Annotated in this window: 14 protein-coding genes and 1 pseudogene; 12 read left to right on the top strand and 3 right to left on the bottom strand. The window is 64.2% G+C overall.

Annotated elements, in window-relative coordinates; translation table 11 throughout:
• The first annotated feature begins 218 nt into the window (after positions 1-218).
• From hutU to LJ737_RS14505, 3 genes are all read left to right on the top strand, one after another.
• Positions 219-1982 carry a urocanate hydratase gene (gene hutU, locus LJ737_RS14515; RefSeq protein WP_227766924.1) on the top strand — a complete coding sequence of 588 codons (1764 nt, stop codon included), beginning with the start codon at positions 219-221 and terminating at the stop codon, positions 1980-1982.
• 295 nt (positions 1983-2277) lie between these two features.
• On the top strand, positions 2278-2673 hold the full coding sequence (locus LJ737_RS14510) for a YkvA family protein (protein ID WP_227766923.1): 396 nt from the start codon (positions 2278-2280) through the stop codon (positions 2671-2673).
• A gap of 37 nt (positions 2674-2710) precedes the next feature.
• Positions 2711-3598, top strand: coding sequence for an NADPH-dependent F420 reductase (locus LJ737_RS14505; RefSeq protein WP_262907943.1), 888 nt, complete (start codon positions 2711-2713; stop codon positions 3596-3598).
• Positions 3599-3901: 303 nt separating this feature from the next.
• Here the strand turns inward: LJ737_RS14505 and LJ737_RS14500 are convergent, their stop codons facing one another.
• Positions 3902-4732: an ion transporter gene (locus LJ737_RS14500; protein WP_227766919.1), complete on the bottom strand. Its 831-nt coding sequence runs from the start codon at positions 4730-4732 to the stop codon at positions 3902-3904.
• A 173-nt stretch (positions 4733-4905) separates the two neighbouring features.
• Here LJ737_RS14500 and LJ737_RS14495 point away from each other — a divergent pair, with 173 nt between their 5' ends.
• The 5 genes from LJ737_RS14495 to LJ737_RS14475 all read left to right on the top strand — a co-directional run bounded on the left by LJ737_RS14495 (position 4906) and on the right by LJ737_RS14475 (position 7603).
• Positions 4906-5532, top strand: a complete 627-nt coding sequence (locus LJ737_RS14495) for a succinate dehydrogenase/fumarate reductase transmembrane subunit (RefSeq protein WP_227766917.1) — start codon at positions 4906-4908, stop codon at positions 5530-5532.
• Between the two features lie 86 nt (positions 5533-5618).
• Positions 5619-6050 (top strand): hypothetical protein, encoded by a 432-nt coding sequence (locus tag LJ737_RS14490; RefSeq protein ID WP_227766915.1) that lies wholly within the window; start codon positions 5619-5621, stop codon positions 6048-6050.
• Positions 6051-6206: 156 nt separating this feature from the next.
• The gene (locus LJ737_RS14485) at positions 6207-6527 is read left to right on the top strand and encodes a GNAT family N-acetyltransferase (RefSeq protein ID WP_227766912.1); all 321 of its coding nucleotides are present in this window, start codon (positions 6207-6209) and stop codon (positions 6525-6527) included.
• 342 nt (positions 6528-6869) lie between these two features.
• A complete protein-coding gene (locus tag LJ737_RS14480; protein WP_111476179.1) occupies positions 6870-7061 on the top strand; it encodes a cold-shock protein in 192 nt (63 codons plus the stop codon).
• Between the two features lie 350 nt (positions 7062-7411).
• Positions 7412-7603, top strand: coding sequence for a cold-shock protein (locus LJ737_RS14475; protein ID WP_078014057.1), 192 nt, complete (start codon positions 7412-7414; stop codon positions 7601-7603).
• Positions 7604-7703: 100 nt separating this feature from the next.
• Here the strand turns inward: LJ737_RS14475 and LJ737_RS14470 are convergent, their stop codons facing one another.
• Positions 7704-8621 carry an NmrA family NAD(P)-binding protein gene (locus tag LJ737_RS14470; protein WP_227766911.1) on the bottom strand — a complete coding sequence of 306 codons (918 nt, stop codon included), beginning with the start codon at positions 8619-8621 and terminating at the stop codon, positions 7704-7706.
• 137 nt (positions 8622-8758) lie between these two features.
• Here LJ737_RS14470 and LJ737_RS14465 point away from each other — a divergent pair, with 137 nt between their 5' ends.
• The 3 genes from LJ737_RS14465 to LJ737_RS14455 all read left to right on the top strand — a co-directional run bounded on the left by LJ737_RS14465 (position 8759) and on the right by LJ737_RS14455 (position 11246).
• Positions 8759-9394 (top strand): GrpB family protein, encoded by a 636-nt coding sequence (locus LJ737_RS14465; protein ID WP_227766909.1) that lies wholly within the window; start codon positions 8759-8761, stop codon positions 9392-9394.
• A gap of 30 nt (positions 9395-9424) precedes the next feature.
• The gene (locus LJ737_RS14460) at positions 9425-10618 is read left to right on the top strand and encodes an acetyltransferase domain-containing protein (protein ID WP_227766907.1); all 1194 of its coding nucleotides are present in this window, start codon (positions 9425-9427) and stop codon (positions 10616-10618) included.
• A gap of 433 nt (positions 10619-11051) precedes the next feature.
• A complete protein-coding gene (locus LJ737_RS14455; RefSeq protein WP_227766905.1) occupies positions 11052-11246 on the top strand; it encodes a cold-shock protein in 195 nt (64 codons plus the stop codon).
• A 151-nt stretch (positions 11247-11397) separates the two neighbouring features.
• Here LJ737_RS14455 and LJ737_RS14450 read toward each other — a convergent pair whose 3' ends face one another.
• The gene (locus LJ737_RS14450; protein ID WP_227766903.1) at positions 11398-12957 is read right to left on the bottom strand and encodes a flavin-containing monooxygenase; all 1560 of its coding nucleotides are present in this window, start codon (positions 12955-12957) and stop codon (positions 11398-11400) included.
• Positions 12958-13306: 349 nt separating this feature from the next.
• Between LJ737_RS14450 and LJ737_RS14445 the strand changes: the two are divergent.
• A pseudogene (locus LJ737_RS14445) lies at positions 13307-14038 on the top strand (hypothetical protein); the annotation flags it as partial.

Genomic DNA, 14038 nt, shown 5'->3' with positions numbered 1-14038 from the left:
AATAAGGCTGGTTGATTATATTATTTTAATGTCGAGCTTGGGCCAGTAAGGGCTGAAAAGCCCCGAGTTACGCCTGCTCCAATCATGCAACCATCATCTGCCCCGGGGCGCGCTAGGGCCACATTTTGCGCCTCCACAGGGCTTCTGATATGCGGCTGCCAGCCGCCGAAAACGCTATATTCGCCGCTCCACCCAATCCCCAATTTCCCGCCCCGACCATGTCGCACTCCGCCCTCGAAACGCCCGAACTCAACCTCGAAGCCACCAGCAAATCGGCCGACGCCGGCCAGCACGCCACCCGGCCCATGTACTACGAGTACAAGCCCGCCGAAACCGTGAAGGCCAAGCACGGCACTGAGCTGCGCTGCAAAACCTGGGAAGCCGAAGCGGCCCTGCGCATGCTCGAAAACAACCTGGACCCCGCGGTGTCGCTGGTGTACGACGAGCTGATTGTGTACGGCGGCGCCGGCCGCGCGGCCCGCAACTGGAAGGAGTACCAGACCATCGTCAGCACCCTCAAAAACCTGGAGGCCGACGAAACCATGCTGGTGCAGTCGGGCAAGGCCGTGGGCGTAATTCGCACCTGGGCCCACGCCCCGCGCGTGCTCATTGCCAACTCCAACATCGTACCCGCCTGGAGCACCCAGGAGTACTTCGACGAACTGGACAAGCTCGGCCTGATGATGTACGGGCAGATGACGGCCGGCTCCTGGATTTACATTGCCACCCAGGGCATCCTGCAGGGCACCTACGAAACCTTCGCCGCAGTAGGGGATAAGCACTTCGGCGGTACGCTGGCCGGTACCGTCACCATCACCGCCGGTCTGGGCGGCATGTCGGGCGCGCAGCCGCTGGCCGTGACCATGAACGACGGCGTGTGCCTGGTCATTGAGCCCATCAACGCCCGCGTGAAGCAGAAGGTGCAGGAGGGCTACCTCGACGAGCAGGCCCGCGACCTAAACCACGCCCTGGAACTGTGCGAGCAGTACAAGCAGGCGCGCAAAGGCTGGAGCATCGGCCTGACCGGCAACGCCGCCACCGTGCTGCCCGAGCTGCTGGCCCGCGGCTACAAGGCCGACATCGTCACCGACCAGACCTCGGCCCACGACCTGATGGACTACATTCCCGAGGGCGACATCGACGCCGTGTTGCAGCTGCGCAAGGACAACCCCGAGGAGTTCAAGCGCCAGGCCCTGGCTTCCATCGTGAAGCACTGCCAGGCCATCATCGACATGCAGGCCGGCGGGGCCGTGGCCCTCGATTACGGCAACAACCTGCGCGGGCAGGCCGAAAAAGGCGGCTTGCAAGTGCGCGACGAAAACGGCCAATTCCTCTACCCCGGCTTCGTGCCCGGCTACATCCGCCCGCTGTTCTGCGAGGGCAAAGGCCCCTTCCGCTGGGCGGCCCTCTCGGGTGACCCGCAAGACATCCTGCGCATCGACCGCGCCCTGCTCGAAACTTTCCCCGACAACAAGATGCTGGCCCGCTGGATCGAGAAGGCCCAGGCCAAGGTGCCCTTTATCGGCCTGCCCGCCCGCGTGTGCTGGCTGGGCTACGGCGAGCGGGAAAAGTTCGGCCTGGTTATCAACGACCTGGTGGCCCGCGGCGAAGTCTCGGCCCCCATCGTCATCGGCCGCGACCACCTCGACTGCGGCTCCGTGGCCTCGCCCAACCGCGAAACCGAGGGCATGAAGGACGGCTCCGACGCCGTGGCCGACTGGCCCCTGCTCAACGCCCTGGCCAACACCGCCTCCGGCGCCGACTGGGTGAGCCTGCACAACGGCGGCGGCGTGGGCATTGGCAACTCCACCCACGCGGGCATGGTCATCGTGGCCACCGGCACCCCCGAAAAGGCCGAGCGCCTGCGCCGCGTGCTCACCACCGACCCCGGCATGGGCGTCTTCCGCCACGCCGACGCCGGCTACGAGCTGGCCCAGCAGGTAGCCGAGGAGCGGGGAGTGAAAATTCCGGGGCAGATGTAGTTTTAGTGCTGCTTCAGGCACGTCATGCCGAGCTTGTTGAGGCTTCTGGCGTGCTGACGCAGGATAGCATTGCCACCGCAGCGGCGGCCGGGGGAATAGTCCGCCGGCCGCCGCTGCTGCTTTTGTGTCTTCCCCGCATTCTAGTTATCCGTTGATAGCTGCCAAACTCTCCGGTATTCTTTTTTCAAAGCATCCATGATTGGCCGGCGAAACCTGCTGCCGGCCGCCGCTTTGACTAGGCATGTTTTTGGGTAACCAGGTATGAGCCGTCTGGCCAGTTGGTCGTATACGTGGCATGTGGTCTACCCTACAAAGCCGTGCCCGCGCCCTAAAAAGCGAACTGGTGGCCCTCTACTACGCCGCCCGCGACCCGCGCACCCCGTGGTACGCCCGGCTGGTAATGCTGGCTACGCTGGCCTACGCCGCCAGTCCCATTGACCTGATACCCGATTTCATTCCCGTACTCGGCTACCTCGACGATTTGATATTGGTGCCCGCCGGCATTGCCCTGAGCATCCAGCTCGTGCCAGCCGAGGTCCTGCGGGAAGCCCGGCACCGAACTGCTACCATCCCCGTATCGAAGCGAGCCAATTGGGTCGTTGGGGCGCTGATTTTGGGGCTTTGGTTGCTCGTGCTGTTGGGCCTGGGGCGCTACGGGTGGGCTTGGTGGCAAACCCATCAAACACGATAGTAACCCGACCGGAACAACTGCGCAGCCGGAGCTCGGCTTGGAAACCGGCGCTGAACCGCCCCGTCTTTCGCTAAGGGATGGGAAGTACATAAGCGGCTTTTGCGAGTCGAAGCGGCACGGAAAAAGCAAAACGCCCACTTCCATTGTTTACCACCCTGCGCCGGCACATCAGCGGCGCACAAACCAAACCAGACAACCCATGAACATCGGAATCATCGGCGCGGGCCACATCGGCAGCGCCCTGGCCGTGCGGCTGACGGGCCTCGGCCACCAGGTATACATTGCCAACTCCCGCGGGCCGGAAACCCTCAAAGACGTGGAACAGAAAACGGGCGCCCAGGCCGTGACGGCCGAGGAAGCGGCCCAGCGCGGTACCGACCTCATCGTGGTGACCATCCCGCTCAAGAACATTCCCGACCTGCCCAAGGACCTGCTGGCCAGCGTGCCCCGGGAGGTGCCCATCATCGACACCAGCAACTACTACCCCATGCTGCGCGACGGCAAGATTGCGGAGCTGGAAACCGGCGACCTGACCGAGAGCGAATGGGTGCAGCAGCACCTAGGCCGCCCGGTAGTGAAGGTGTTCAACAACATCTACGCCCACCACATCGTGGAGAAAGGCCAGCCCGCCGGCACGCCCGGCCGCATCAGCCTGCCCGTGGCCTCCGACGATGCCGCCGCCAAGCAAAAAGTCATGCAGCTGGTCGACGAGTTGGGCTTCGACGCCGTGGACGACGGCACCCTGCACGAGTCGTGGCGGCAGCAGCCGGGCACGCCCTCCTACGGCGCCGACCTGCCCGCCGATAAGCTGCGCGAGAACCTGGCCAGCCTCGGCACCAAGCGTACCCAGGCCCAGCACGAGGAGTTTAAGGCCAACCACGCCAAGCAGGAGCAGGCCATGGCGGCGCAGGGCATCAAGCTGTAGTCGCCAGCCGTCGGCTTGCCGGGTGGTTGGCTTGTCGTCAACTCCCGCTGCGCCGGCGGTTAGGGCGCTAGGATCTACTTACCCGTTGTAGCCAAGGTCAGCCCGCTTGGAGTTCTGACTCAACCCTCCGCGAAGCGAGGTAGAAAACCCTAACAAGCCTTCTGCTTTCCGCACGGCCCCGAAGCCACGCCGGCCAACCGGCAGCGCAGCCAGGGAAAGTACCGCCCGACGCCGCGCACCCAAGTGCCCCGATACGCGCCATCAGCGCCGCCCTGGTTTCCGGGGCGGCGCTTTTGCTGGGGTCTAGAGCTTTTCCCCACAGCGCCAGCAATACTCGGCGTCGTCGCGGTGGCCGGCGGCCTGGCAGACGTGGCACACGGCCTGTTTGTAGGCGGGCTTGCCGGTGGCGGGCAGCGCCATCTGGGCCGAGACGATGCCCGTGGGCACCGCAATAATGGCGTAGCCCAGAATCATCAGCACCGAGGCCAGCGTCTGGCCCAGTACCGTCGTCGGGGAAATATCGCCGTAGCCCACCGTCGTCATGGTCACGATGGCCCAATAGATGCTTTTTGGGATGCTGGTGAAGCCGTTTTGGCCGCCTTCCACCACGTACATCAGCGTGCCTACCACCACGGCCAGCGTGATGACCGAGCTCAGAAACACCATAATCTTGAAGCGGCTGGCCCGCAGGGCGTTCAGGATAAACTCGCCCTCGCCGACGAACTGTCCCAGCTTGAAGATGCGAAACACCCGCAGCAGCCGCAGCGTCCGAATCACGAGCAGGTAGCGGCTGCCCGCCAGCACCAGGGCCGCCAGCGTGGGCACAATGGCCAGAAAGTCGATGATGCCCAGCCAGCTCAGCGCGTACGCCAGCGGCCGGCGCACCACCAGCAGGCGCATCAGGTATTCCAGCAGGAAAAGGCCCGTGAACATCCACTCCACGGCCCGCAGCGCGGGGCCGTAGCGGGCATTGATACTGGTGACGCTTTCCAGCATCACGGCCACCACGCTCAGCAGGATGGCCGCCAGCAAGGCAATGTCGAACAACTGCCCGGCCCGGGTGTCCGATTCGAAAATGACGCGGTAAGCGGTTTGTTGCCAGGAAGCAGCGCTGGCGCGGGGGCGAGTATCCATGGGAAAACAGGAGCCAGCCAGGGCGTAGAGCGGCCGGTTCGGGTTGATCCGGCATACGCAGATCGGCCAATACAAGACGCCGCGGCCGTCCTGCTGCGCGGGGTTGCGCAGCAGCGTAAGCAGATTAATATTCCATCAAACTAATATTGCTGTGGCGAATCCCATTTGACCCGATGCGGTTATCTACCAAAACCTACCACTACTGGACGGGCCTCGTACTGGCCGTTTTCATTCTGGTGCACCTGGCCAATCACCTGGTGGCGCTGTGGAGCGTGGCGGCCCACGTGGCCACCATGACCGCGCTGCGCCAGGCGTACCGGCACCCGGTGCTCGAAACCGGCCTGCTGCTGGCCGTAACGGGGCAGGTTTTCAGCGGCCTGCGCCTATACTGGCGGGGCCGCCGGGAGCCGTGGCGGCCGTTGGCGGAGCGGCTGCAGATGTACTCGGGCCTGTATCTGGCCTTCTTTCTGTTGGTGCATACCGCGGCGGTGCTCACCGGCCGGGCCTGGTTTGGGCTCGATACCAACCTGTACTTCGCCGCAGCGGGCATCAATACTTTCCCCTACAACCTCTTTTTCATCCCGTATTACTTCCTGGCTGTCACGGCGGTTTTTCTGCACCTGGCCAGCCTGCACTACCAGAAGGGCCGCAGCATCTGGGGTGAGAAAAGCGCGCGGCGGCAGGCCGTGGTCGTGGGTGGCACGGGCGTGCTGCTGGCCCTGCTCATCCTGGTGGCCATGACCAACCGCCTGCAAGGCCTGCCGATTCCGGCGTCATACCTGCGCGCCCTGGGCAATTAATTCCGCTACGAGCCCGGCGTCCCGCCCCGTAGCTTTGCGCTGCTACCGCGCCCACCGGCAGCTTTGGCACCTGTCCGTTTCTTTCCATGAAGCACTTCCTGACTGCCCGAGTTGCGGCCAACGGGATATTCATTATTCTGAGCCTCATCGTGCTATTTCACGTGTTGATAATAACGGGCGTCATTCCGTTTGCCAGCGTGTGGGGCGGGCGGCTGAAAAATCACCACCAAATGCTGACGTTCGAAACCGTATCCATCGGCCTGAACCTGCTGATGCTGGCCGTGGTGGCCGTGGCCTCGGGGCGGCTGCGGGTGCGCGTCAGCCGGCAACTCATCACGGGGACCCTGTGGCTGATGACGGCGCTGTTTTTCCTCAACACCCTGGGCAACGTATTCGCCAAAACCGACCTGGAGCGGCTGCTCTTCACGCCCCTAACGCTGCTGCTGGCCCTCTGCTGCTGCCGCCTGGCCCTGCAGCGGGAGCCCCCGGCCGCTACGGCTCCCGGCGCAAGCGCCTAGCGCCGCCCCCCACGAACCGGGCAGCAGTGGTTTACTGCGCCCGCATCGGCTCCAATCAACTCACGCGCCACGCAATCTGGGCGTGTGCTTTCCCGGTGGTAGTTTTCCGGCCCGCGCCAGCCCGGCGCACCGCCCACATTTTTCCTTCGCAAACCGATGAAACCCGAATTTGAAGCCCTACCCCTCGTCGACAACAGCAGCAGCCACCGCTTCGAGCTGACCGTGAACTACGCCACCGCCTTTATGGAGTACGGCGACCGGGACGGAGCCCTAGCCTTGTTTCACACCGAAGTGCCGGCCCAGCTGGAAGGGCAGGGGGTGGGCACGGCCATCGTGGAAAAAGTGCTGGCCGAAGTGGAGCGCCGGCAGCAGCAGCTGATTCCGCTGTGCCCCTTCGTGACCGGCTACCTGAAGCGGCACCCGGAATGGCAGCGGCTGGTGGCGCCCGCCTACCTGCGCTGGTTTCAGCCGGCCTAGCAGCCCGCCGGGGGCCAACGCCTGCGGCACTTGCTACCGCTGGCTGGCCGCAGCAGGTGCCGGTTGTGTTATGGTCCTGAGCAACTGTCTATTGGCGGATAGGAAAAAGTATATTTTACTTTAATTTATCTGGAATTGAACTTAGTATAGGTGTCCCCCGTTAACCCCATGTAACCTGCCGCCAGCCGCCGTACCCTCCCGCAACCGGGCTTGTCAGTCGCCGCGCAGCGAGTCACATTTTTTTTGGCAAGTTGCCTCGTTTCCTCTACCCCCATTCGCTTGCAGAATCCAAGTAGCGTTCCGTTGTCAGTTGCTTTTTGTACACTCTTTTCCTAAAGCAGCATGTCGACAGGAACCGTAAAATTCTTCAATGAAATCAAAGGCTTTGGTTTCATCAATGACACCACCACCGGCCAGGACGTATTCGTCCACGTAACCGGCCTCATCGACGAAATCCGCGACAACGACGCGGTACAGTTTGAGGTAGAACAAGGCCGCCGCGGCCTGAATGCCGTCAACGTACGTCGCGCTTAGTTTCGGCTACCGCCGTCTGAAGCAAGAGCAGCATCCTTTCCGGGTGCTGCTTTTTTGCGCTGGTGGGGGCCGGTAAAGCGGCGGTGTTTTGCCGCGGCCCCGGATCCAGAATCAGCCCCTGGGTGCCCCTTTTTAAGCACTTCGCCGGTGAACTTTCCTACCCCGAGTCCGGTTTGCTCCCCGTAACGCGACCTGAAAAGACCGGGGAAACCTGTGAAGGCCGGAAATAAAGGCGTATGTTTACACTGTTTAAGGCAAGTTGCCTCGTGTTACCTACCCCCATTCGCTTGCCGAACTACCGTAGTGTTCCGTTGTCAGTTGCTCGTTTTTCACCTTTTTCCTAAAGCATCATGGCAACGGGAACCGTAAAATTCTTCAATGAAACCAAAGGCTTTGGTTTCATCAACGACTCCACCACCGGCCAGGACGTATTCGTCCACGTAACCGGCCTCATCGACGAAATCCGCGACAACGACAAAGTCGAGTTTGAAGTGGAGCAGGGCCGCAAGGGCCTGAACGCCGTAAAAGTGCGTCGCGCCTAGTCCCTGCGACTACCGCTTAAAAAAGCAGCCTCTCCGTCGGAGGGGCTGCTTTTTTTGTGCCCGCTGCGGCCGGTGCAACCCGGGCCAGCTCGGCAAGGCCCTAGCGCGCAGGCTTGAGCAGCTCGGGCACCGTGGTCCACCGCAGGCCGGGGTACCGGTCGTTGTCGAGGGGCGCGGCGAGCTTGGCCTGGCCGGTGAGCATGTTGTGCAGGTACTGCATGCCCTGCCAGGGCGGGAATACTTCGTTCGGCGCGGGCACCAGGGTGCGCGTGAGCTTGATCAGGCCGCCCAGAAGGCCCAGGCCGCCGACTCGAAACAGGCGGTAGGGGAGGCCGGTATCGGCGGTGGCAGCGGCTTGCAACCCGCGGATGCTGCGCACGTCGCCGGCAATGCGCAGGTAGCGCGGGGCGTCGGCGTCGAGGGCGGCGCGGGCGGTGAAGGCGGCCGTGTCGGGCATGGTGGTGAAGTCCAAGAGCTGGTCGGCGTCGCCCCAGTAGATAATCAGGCGCGGCCCGGGCTGAATGAGCGGGGCCTGGCCTTTGAGCAACTCCATGAACATGCCGTTCAGAATGGAGGTGGCCCGGATCGGGGCACGGTCGAGGCGGCGCAGAAACTCCCGGCGCAGGTCGAAATTGCGGTTCGAGCCCTCGGGCAGGCGGGTGAAGTCGGCGGCGAAATCGGAGGGAATGAAGCGCGGCACGCCGGCCGCCACGGCCGCGTCGAGCAGCCGCGTCTGGGCCTCGACGATGACCTCGCGCAGCCCCGACAGCGCCGACACCACGCAGCCCGCGCCGCGGCAGGCCGCCGTCAGCGCCGCGGTGTCCTGGTAATCAACTTCGAGCACCTCCACGCCTTGCAGGCGCAGAGACTCGGCCTCGGCGCTGCGGCGGGCGGCGGGGCGAATGAGAGCCCGCACCGGGGCACCGAGGCGGCGCAGGTGGTGGGCAATGAGCAGGCCCAACTGGCCGGTGGCGCCGGCCAGCACCACGGGCGCGGGCAGGAAAGAAGCAGAATCCATAACGGGAGGGAAGGGTGGCGGCAACGCGCGGCCGGAGGCGGCAGCGGCTACAATACCGCCCGGGGGCGGGAAAGTTGTGAACCGGTTCCGGGGTTCGGGCCCGGCCGGTGCATCTTTGCCGCCGACCCTTCGCCGCCATGCCCGAATTTGCTCCGTCCCGCCCGGTTGTTTTGCTGCCGTACCAAGCGCGCTGGACCGCCGAATACGCCGCTGTAGCCGCTCGCCTACAAGCCTGGGCTGCATCCGCGGGCGCCCGCATCGAGCACATCGGCTCCACGGCCGTGCCCGGGCTCTGCGCCAAGGACGTCATCGACGTGCAGCTGACCGTGCCCGACCTCGACGCGGCGGGGCTGCTGCAGCCGCTGTGGCAGGCGGGGTTTCGGCAGGGGCGCGAGTGGCAGTACGACCAATTTCACGACCTGCCCGCCGCCTCGCCCGAACTGCGCAAGCTCTACCTGCGCGAACCGGCGGGCGAGCGGCGCCTGCACCTGCACGTGCGCGAGGCCGGCCGCTTCAACGCCCGCTTTGCCCTGCTGTTTCGCGACTACCTGCGCGCCGAACCGGCCGCCCGGGACGAGTACGCGCTGCTTAAGCAGCGCGCGGCCGCGCTGTTTCCGACCAGCATCGAGGGCTACCTGTACCTGAAGGAGCCGGTATTCCACCTAATTTACCAAGCCGCCACGCACTGGGCCGCCCTGACGGGGGGGCAGCAGCCGGCCGAAGCCCGGCAGATAGCGGGCCCCGGGAAATACCAATTGCGGCGGCTAACTTGAGCGGCCCCGGTTTTCGGCGGGGCGCTCCGTATGCAACCACCTTTCCTCGCTGCCCCGCACTCCGCCCCGCCGGTGCCGGCGCCCGTCCGCGTGCAAGCCATCGATGTGGTGCGCGGGCTGGTCATGGTCATCATGGCCCTGGACCACGTGCGCGACTATTTCAGCCCCACGACCTTCCGCCCCGAGGACGTGACCCAGGCCACCACGCTACTGTTTTTCACCCGCTGGATTACCCACTTCTGTGCCCCCACTTTCGTGTTTTTGTCGGGGGCGAGCATCTGGCTGGCGCAGCAGCGGCGCGGGAGTCGCGGGGCCACCAGCCGGTTTCTGCTCACCCGTGGCCTGTGGCTGGTGGCCGCCGAACTGCTGCTCATTGCGCCGGTGCTCAACTGGGGCTACGGCCTGATCTTGCTGCAGGTCATTTGGGCCATTGGCTGGGGCATGGTGCTGCTGGCCGGGCTGCTGTGGCTACCGCGCCCGGTCCTGATTGGGCTGGCCGGCCTCATTCTGCTCGGCCACGATGCGCTGCCGGTGATTCAGCCCGTCACGGCCGCCAATGCCTTGCCGGCCCTGCTGCACAACAGCCCGTTTGTGTTGTCGCTGCCGCCCTTGCCGCCGTTTTTGGTGGCCTATTCCATCGGGCCGTGGCTGGGCGTGATGCTGGCGGGCTACCTGATCGGGCCCTGGTTTGGGCTGCCGCTGCCCGCCCGCACCCAACGGCTGCGCTTGGCCGGTACCCTGTTGCTGGTGCTGTTCGGGGTGCTGCGGGCCACCAACTGGTACGGCGACCCGGCGCCCTGGAGCGCACAGACCCGCGGGGCGTGGTTCACGGTCCTCTCGTTTCTGAACGTGAGCAAATACCCGCCGTCGTTGCTGTTTGATTGCCTCACGCTGGGCGTGGCGCTGTGGCTGCTGAGCCTGGCCGAAAACCTGACCATCCGCCCCGTACGCTGGTTGCGCACCTTCGGGCGGGTGCCGTTTTTCTACTACCTGCCGCACCTGCTGCTGATCAGCGGCGGGGCATGGCTGTGGACGCGCTTGGCTTTCGGCCAAGCCGTCAACCTTTCGTTCACGCCCTCGCCTCAGTGGCCAGCTGCTTACCACCCCGACCTGCTGCGGGCTTACGCAGTGTGGCTGGCGGTGGTGCTGTTGCTTTATTGGCCCTGCCGCTGGTACGAAGGCTACAAGCGGCGGCACCGGTACTGGTGGCTGTCGTACGTGTAATCGGGTGGCGCCCCGTCCCACGGCATCCGCTACGAGTGCCGTGAGTAGCTGCGGCCGGCGGCGGAGCTGAGGCAATAGGGCCGGCCCGTGGCTTCGCTCTGCGCACCGAACGGGGGGGAGTGCGGACGAGGTACCGCCAAGGCAGCGGCAGGTGCTCGGACCGCGGCCATACCACAACCGCAGCTGGTTTTGGCGGCACGAACCGGTGAAAAAACATGCGGCCTAACAGGCTTGAGTTTGCCCTCGCGTCTGAAATAACTGCCCTGGTTCGCCGCAAATCAACTTAACGGTGGCTGCAACAATCAGAAAAAAGATGTACGTTTACTTCCGTTCAAGGCAAGTTGCCTCGCATTGCTACCGTTTATTCGCTTGCAGAATTGATAGTAGAATGCCGTTGCCAGTTGCTTTATTTTCATCACTTTCCTAATGCATCATGGCTACGGGAACCGTAAAATTCTTTAATGAGACCAAAGGGTTTGGTTTCATCAAAAACAATGAAACCGGTCAGGACGTGTTCGTACACGTAACCGGACTGATCGACGAAGTTCGCGAAAACGACAAGGTAGAGTTCGAGGTGGAGCAGGGCCGCAAGGGCCTGAACGCCGTGAAAGTGCGCCGCGTAGCGTAACTGCGCCGAACTCTGCGCAGAGTGAAAGAAGCATGCCGCCGGCATGCTTCTTTTTTTGTGTCCACTCCACCCAGCGGGCCACCAAGCAAACCGGGCCGGCCGACGCAAGTGTCAGCCGGCCCGGTGCCGGTTTAGAGAAATATTCCGCGGGTTACACCACCGCTTCGGCCGGCTGTAGGTGCTTTACCAGTTGCTGCAGGGGCTGGTGCTGCGGCAGCTTGGCGGCCAGCATCAGCAATCCGCCCATCTCCTGCTCGCCCAGCGGCAAGGGCTGGCCTTGGGTGAAGTGGCGCACGTTGCGCTCGAAGCGGGCGCGGGCGCCGGGCTGCTGGCCGTGGCCTTCCATGCGAAATTGGGCCGGGGCCAGCAGGCCAAAGAACAACTCCGCGGCCAGCTCTGGGTACCGCTCGATGCTGGGCGCCACGCCCAGGTCGTGCGAAATCAGCTCGGCTACCTGCTGGCAGGTGGCGTGGCCGCGCTGCTTCTGCTGCCGCGCTTCGGCCAGGCCCACGGCCATGTCCACGGCGGTGGGAGCGGGGCGGGCGCCGCTCCAGCAGGCCGCTATCCAGCGAGCCTGCAGCTCGGCCGTGACAAAATAAGACCCGATTTGCTCGTAGAGGCCCATAAACGCAAAGTTGGGCAGGGCGGGGTGGAAGGTGAAGTGGTGCAGCTCCAGGTGCTGGCGGTCGGCGTTGACGGCCCGGCGCAAGTCTTCGTGCAGGAAGGGCAGGTGCAGGTCGTAGCCGGTGGCCAGAATGATGGCGTCCGCTTCGAGGACTTCGCCGTCGGTGAGCACGACCCGGCCCGGGGCGTAGGCCTGCACGCCCGTCACGGCCCGGATGCGGCCGCTCTGCACGTGGTCGAGGTAATCCTGGCACTGCGACACGCCGGCTTCCATCAGGCTGTCGGCCGGGCGCAGCCCGCCAAAGTCGGCGGGGTTGCCCACGGCGCTCAGGATGAGCTGCTTCAGGCCTTCGGCGGCCTCGGCGGGCGGCAGGGCCTGGTTGATGTACGCCCCGAAACGGGTGAAGGCCAGCTGGTCGGTGGGCAGGCCGTGCATGATTTTGCGGGCAATGTAGCGCGGCTTGCGGGCCGAGGAAATGACCGTAATTGACGCGTCCTGGGCTAGGTCGCTGGCAATTTCCAGCCCGCTGATGCTGTTGCCGACTACCAGCACCCGCTGCCCGCGGAACTGCTCGCGCCCGCGGTACTCCATCGAGTGGATAACGCGCCCGTGGAAGTGGTCGAGGCCGGGCGTGTCGGGGTAGCTGGGCTTGTTGTAACGGCCCGAGGCGACGATAACGCGCTCGAACAGCTCGGTGCGCCGCTCGCCGTCTTTGTTGACCGTCCAGACCACGTACTGGTTTTCCGGGCCGCGGGCAATCAACTCGACGCGGGTGTGAAAGCGCACGTGGGCATCGACACCGAAGTGGTGGGCGTAGTCGTGCAGGTAGGCCAGCACCTCCGCGTTGGTCGGAAACATCTGCGTGCCGGTGGGGTAGTCGTAGTCCGAGAAGGACATTTTGATGTGGCAGGAGTTGGCGTGCATGCCCGGCCACTGCCCGCTGTGGGCTGCCCCCACGTTCCATTGCCCGCCGAGGGCGCCGCTTTGTTCGATGATGACGGGCGTCAGGCCGTCTTCCAGCAGGGATTTGGCGGCGGCAATACCGGCCGGGCCGCCACCGATGATGGCTACTTGGTTGGTTTTCATAGCAAGGGGTTGATGGGAAGAAGCGAAGCAAAACGCCGAGGCAACTGCGCAATCCGCAGCGTCAATCGGCGATGCAAGTCTAGCTGCATTTAACCATTATTGTCTATAGCATTTTCATGTGAGGGAACAGCGAAATGGCAGTTTTGAGTGTGCCAGCTTGGTATTTCAGCACTAATAAGTGGTGTGAAACGGGCGTGGCTGTTATGAGTAATGAGCTGAGAAACAGGAAGACTGATTGCGGGAATGCAAAAACATTTTGTTATATTTGCATTATGCAAAGAATTGCCCTGCATTATCAGCAGGTGTAGGTGCAGCTTTTTGCCTTGCCCCCGACTGCACTCACATACCTATGTCGCAACGCTCTACCCAACTCGTTTTTCCTGGTCAGCATCTAGCCGCCGGCTCGGTGCCGGTGCGGTGGCGTCGGTGGCTGGGCGCGGTCCGCGTGGCGGCCGTCATTGGCGGGGCTTTGTTAGCTTCCGGCGCCCAGGCCCAGGATGTCATCATCAAAAACGACAAGTCGGAAATAAGCGCGAAAGTCATCGAAATAACCGAGGACCACATCAAGTACCGGTTGTTCGATTTCCTGGAAGGCCCGCTCTACAACGTGCGCAAGACGGACGTGTGGATGATTATCTACGAGAAGGGCCGGCGGGAAAAATTCAACGTGCCCGAGCAAACGGCTGCCGCCCCCGCAGGGGCAGCGCCGGCCCCCGCGGCACCGGTCGCCAACCCCGCACCGGCGGTAGCACCGAGTGGCAATGCGGTTTCGGCAGTGCCGGTGGCTACGGCCGCCCCCGCCACTAGCCCGGTGACGGCCACTAGCCCGGCTGCTCCCGCCGCCAGCCCGGTGCCGGCCGCCGGTACCGCCGAAGCGCCGGTAGCGGCGCCTCCGGCCGCTGCACCCGCAGTAACGACGGAGGCTGCTGCGGCGCCGGCCACCCAATTGGCCGTAGCGCAAGAGCGGCCCGCCGAGGCCGTTCCGGCCGCCGAAGCTGCCCCCAAAGCATCCGCCGAACCAGCCGCCGCGCCTGCGCCGGCCGCCGAGGCGGCCCAGAAAGCCGCCGAAGCCGGCTCCGAC

This window comes from Hymenobacter sp. 15J16-1T3B (assembly GCF_020711235.1).
Classification (GTDB): domain Bacteria; phylum Bacteroidota; class Bacteroidia; order Cytophagales; family Hymenobacteraceae; genus Solirubrum.
This window is presented reverse-complemented; position numbering and strand designations above follow the sequence as displayed.

Excerpts from the sequence above, each read along its gene's own strand:
- hutU (WP_227766924.1), top strand. The coding sequence starts at position 219 with ATGTCGCACTCCGCCCTCGAAACGCCCGAACTCAACCTCGAAGCCACC.
- LJ737_RS14510 (WP_227766923.1), top strand. The coding sequence starts at position 2,278 with ATGTGGTCTACCCTACAAAGCCGTGCCCGCGCCCTAAAAAGCGAACTG.
- LJ737_RS14500 (WP_227766919.1), bottom strand. The coding sequence starts at position 4,732 with ATGGATACTCGCCCCCGCGCCAGCGCTGCTTCCTGGCAACAAACCGCT.
- LJ737_RS14495 (WP_227766917.1), top strand. The coding sequence starts at position 4,906 with ATGCGGTTATCTACCAAAACCTACCACTACTGGACGGGCCTCGTACTG.
- LJ737_RS14490 (WP_227766915.1), top strand. The coding sequence starts at position 5,619 with ATGAAGCACTTCCTGACTGCCCGAGTTGCGGCCAACGGGATATTCATT.
- LJ737_RS14485 (WP_227766912.1), top strand. The coding sequence starts at position 6,207 with ATGAAACCCGAATTTGAAGCCCTACCCCTCGTCGACAACAGCAGCAGC.
- LJ737_RS14480 (WP_111476179.1), top strand. The coding sequence starts at position 6,870 with ATGTCGACAGGAACCGTAAAATTCTTCAATGAAATCAAAGGCTTTGGT.
- LJ737_RS14475 (WP_078014057.1), top strand. The coding sequence starts at position 7,412 with ATGGCAACGGGAACCGTAAAATTCTTCAATGAAACCAAAGGCTTTGGT.
- LJ737_RS14470 (WP_227766911.1), bottom strand. The coding sequence starts at position 8,621 with ATGGATTCTGCTTCTTTCCTGCCCGCGCCCGTGGTGCTGGCCGGCGCC.
- LJ737_RS14465 (WP_227766909.1), top strand. The coding sequence starts at position 8,759 with ATGCCCGAATTTGCTCCGTCCCGCCCGGTTGTTTTGCTGCCGTACCAA.
- LJ737_RS14460 (WP_227766907.1), top strand. The coding sequence starts at position 9,425 with ATGCAACCACCTTTCCTCGCTGCCCCGCACTCCGCCCCGCCGGTGCCG.
- LJ737_RS14455 (WP_227766905.1), top strand. The coding sequence starts at position 11,052 with ATGGCTACGGGAACCGTAAAATTCTTTAATGAGACCAAAGGGTTTGGT.
- LJ737_RS14450 (WP_227766903.1), bottom strand. The coding sequence starts at position 12,957 with ATGAAAACCAACCAAGTAGCCATCATCGGTGGCGGCCCGGCCGGTATT.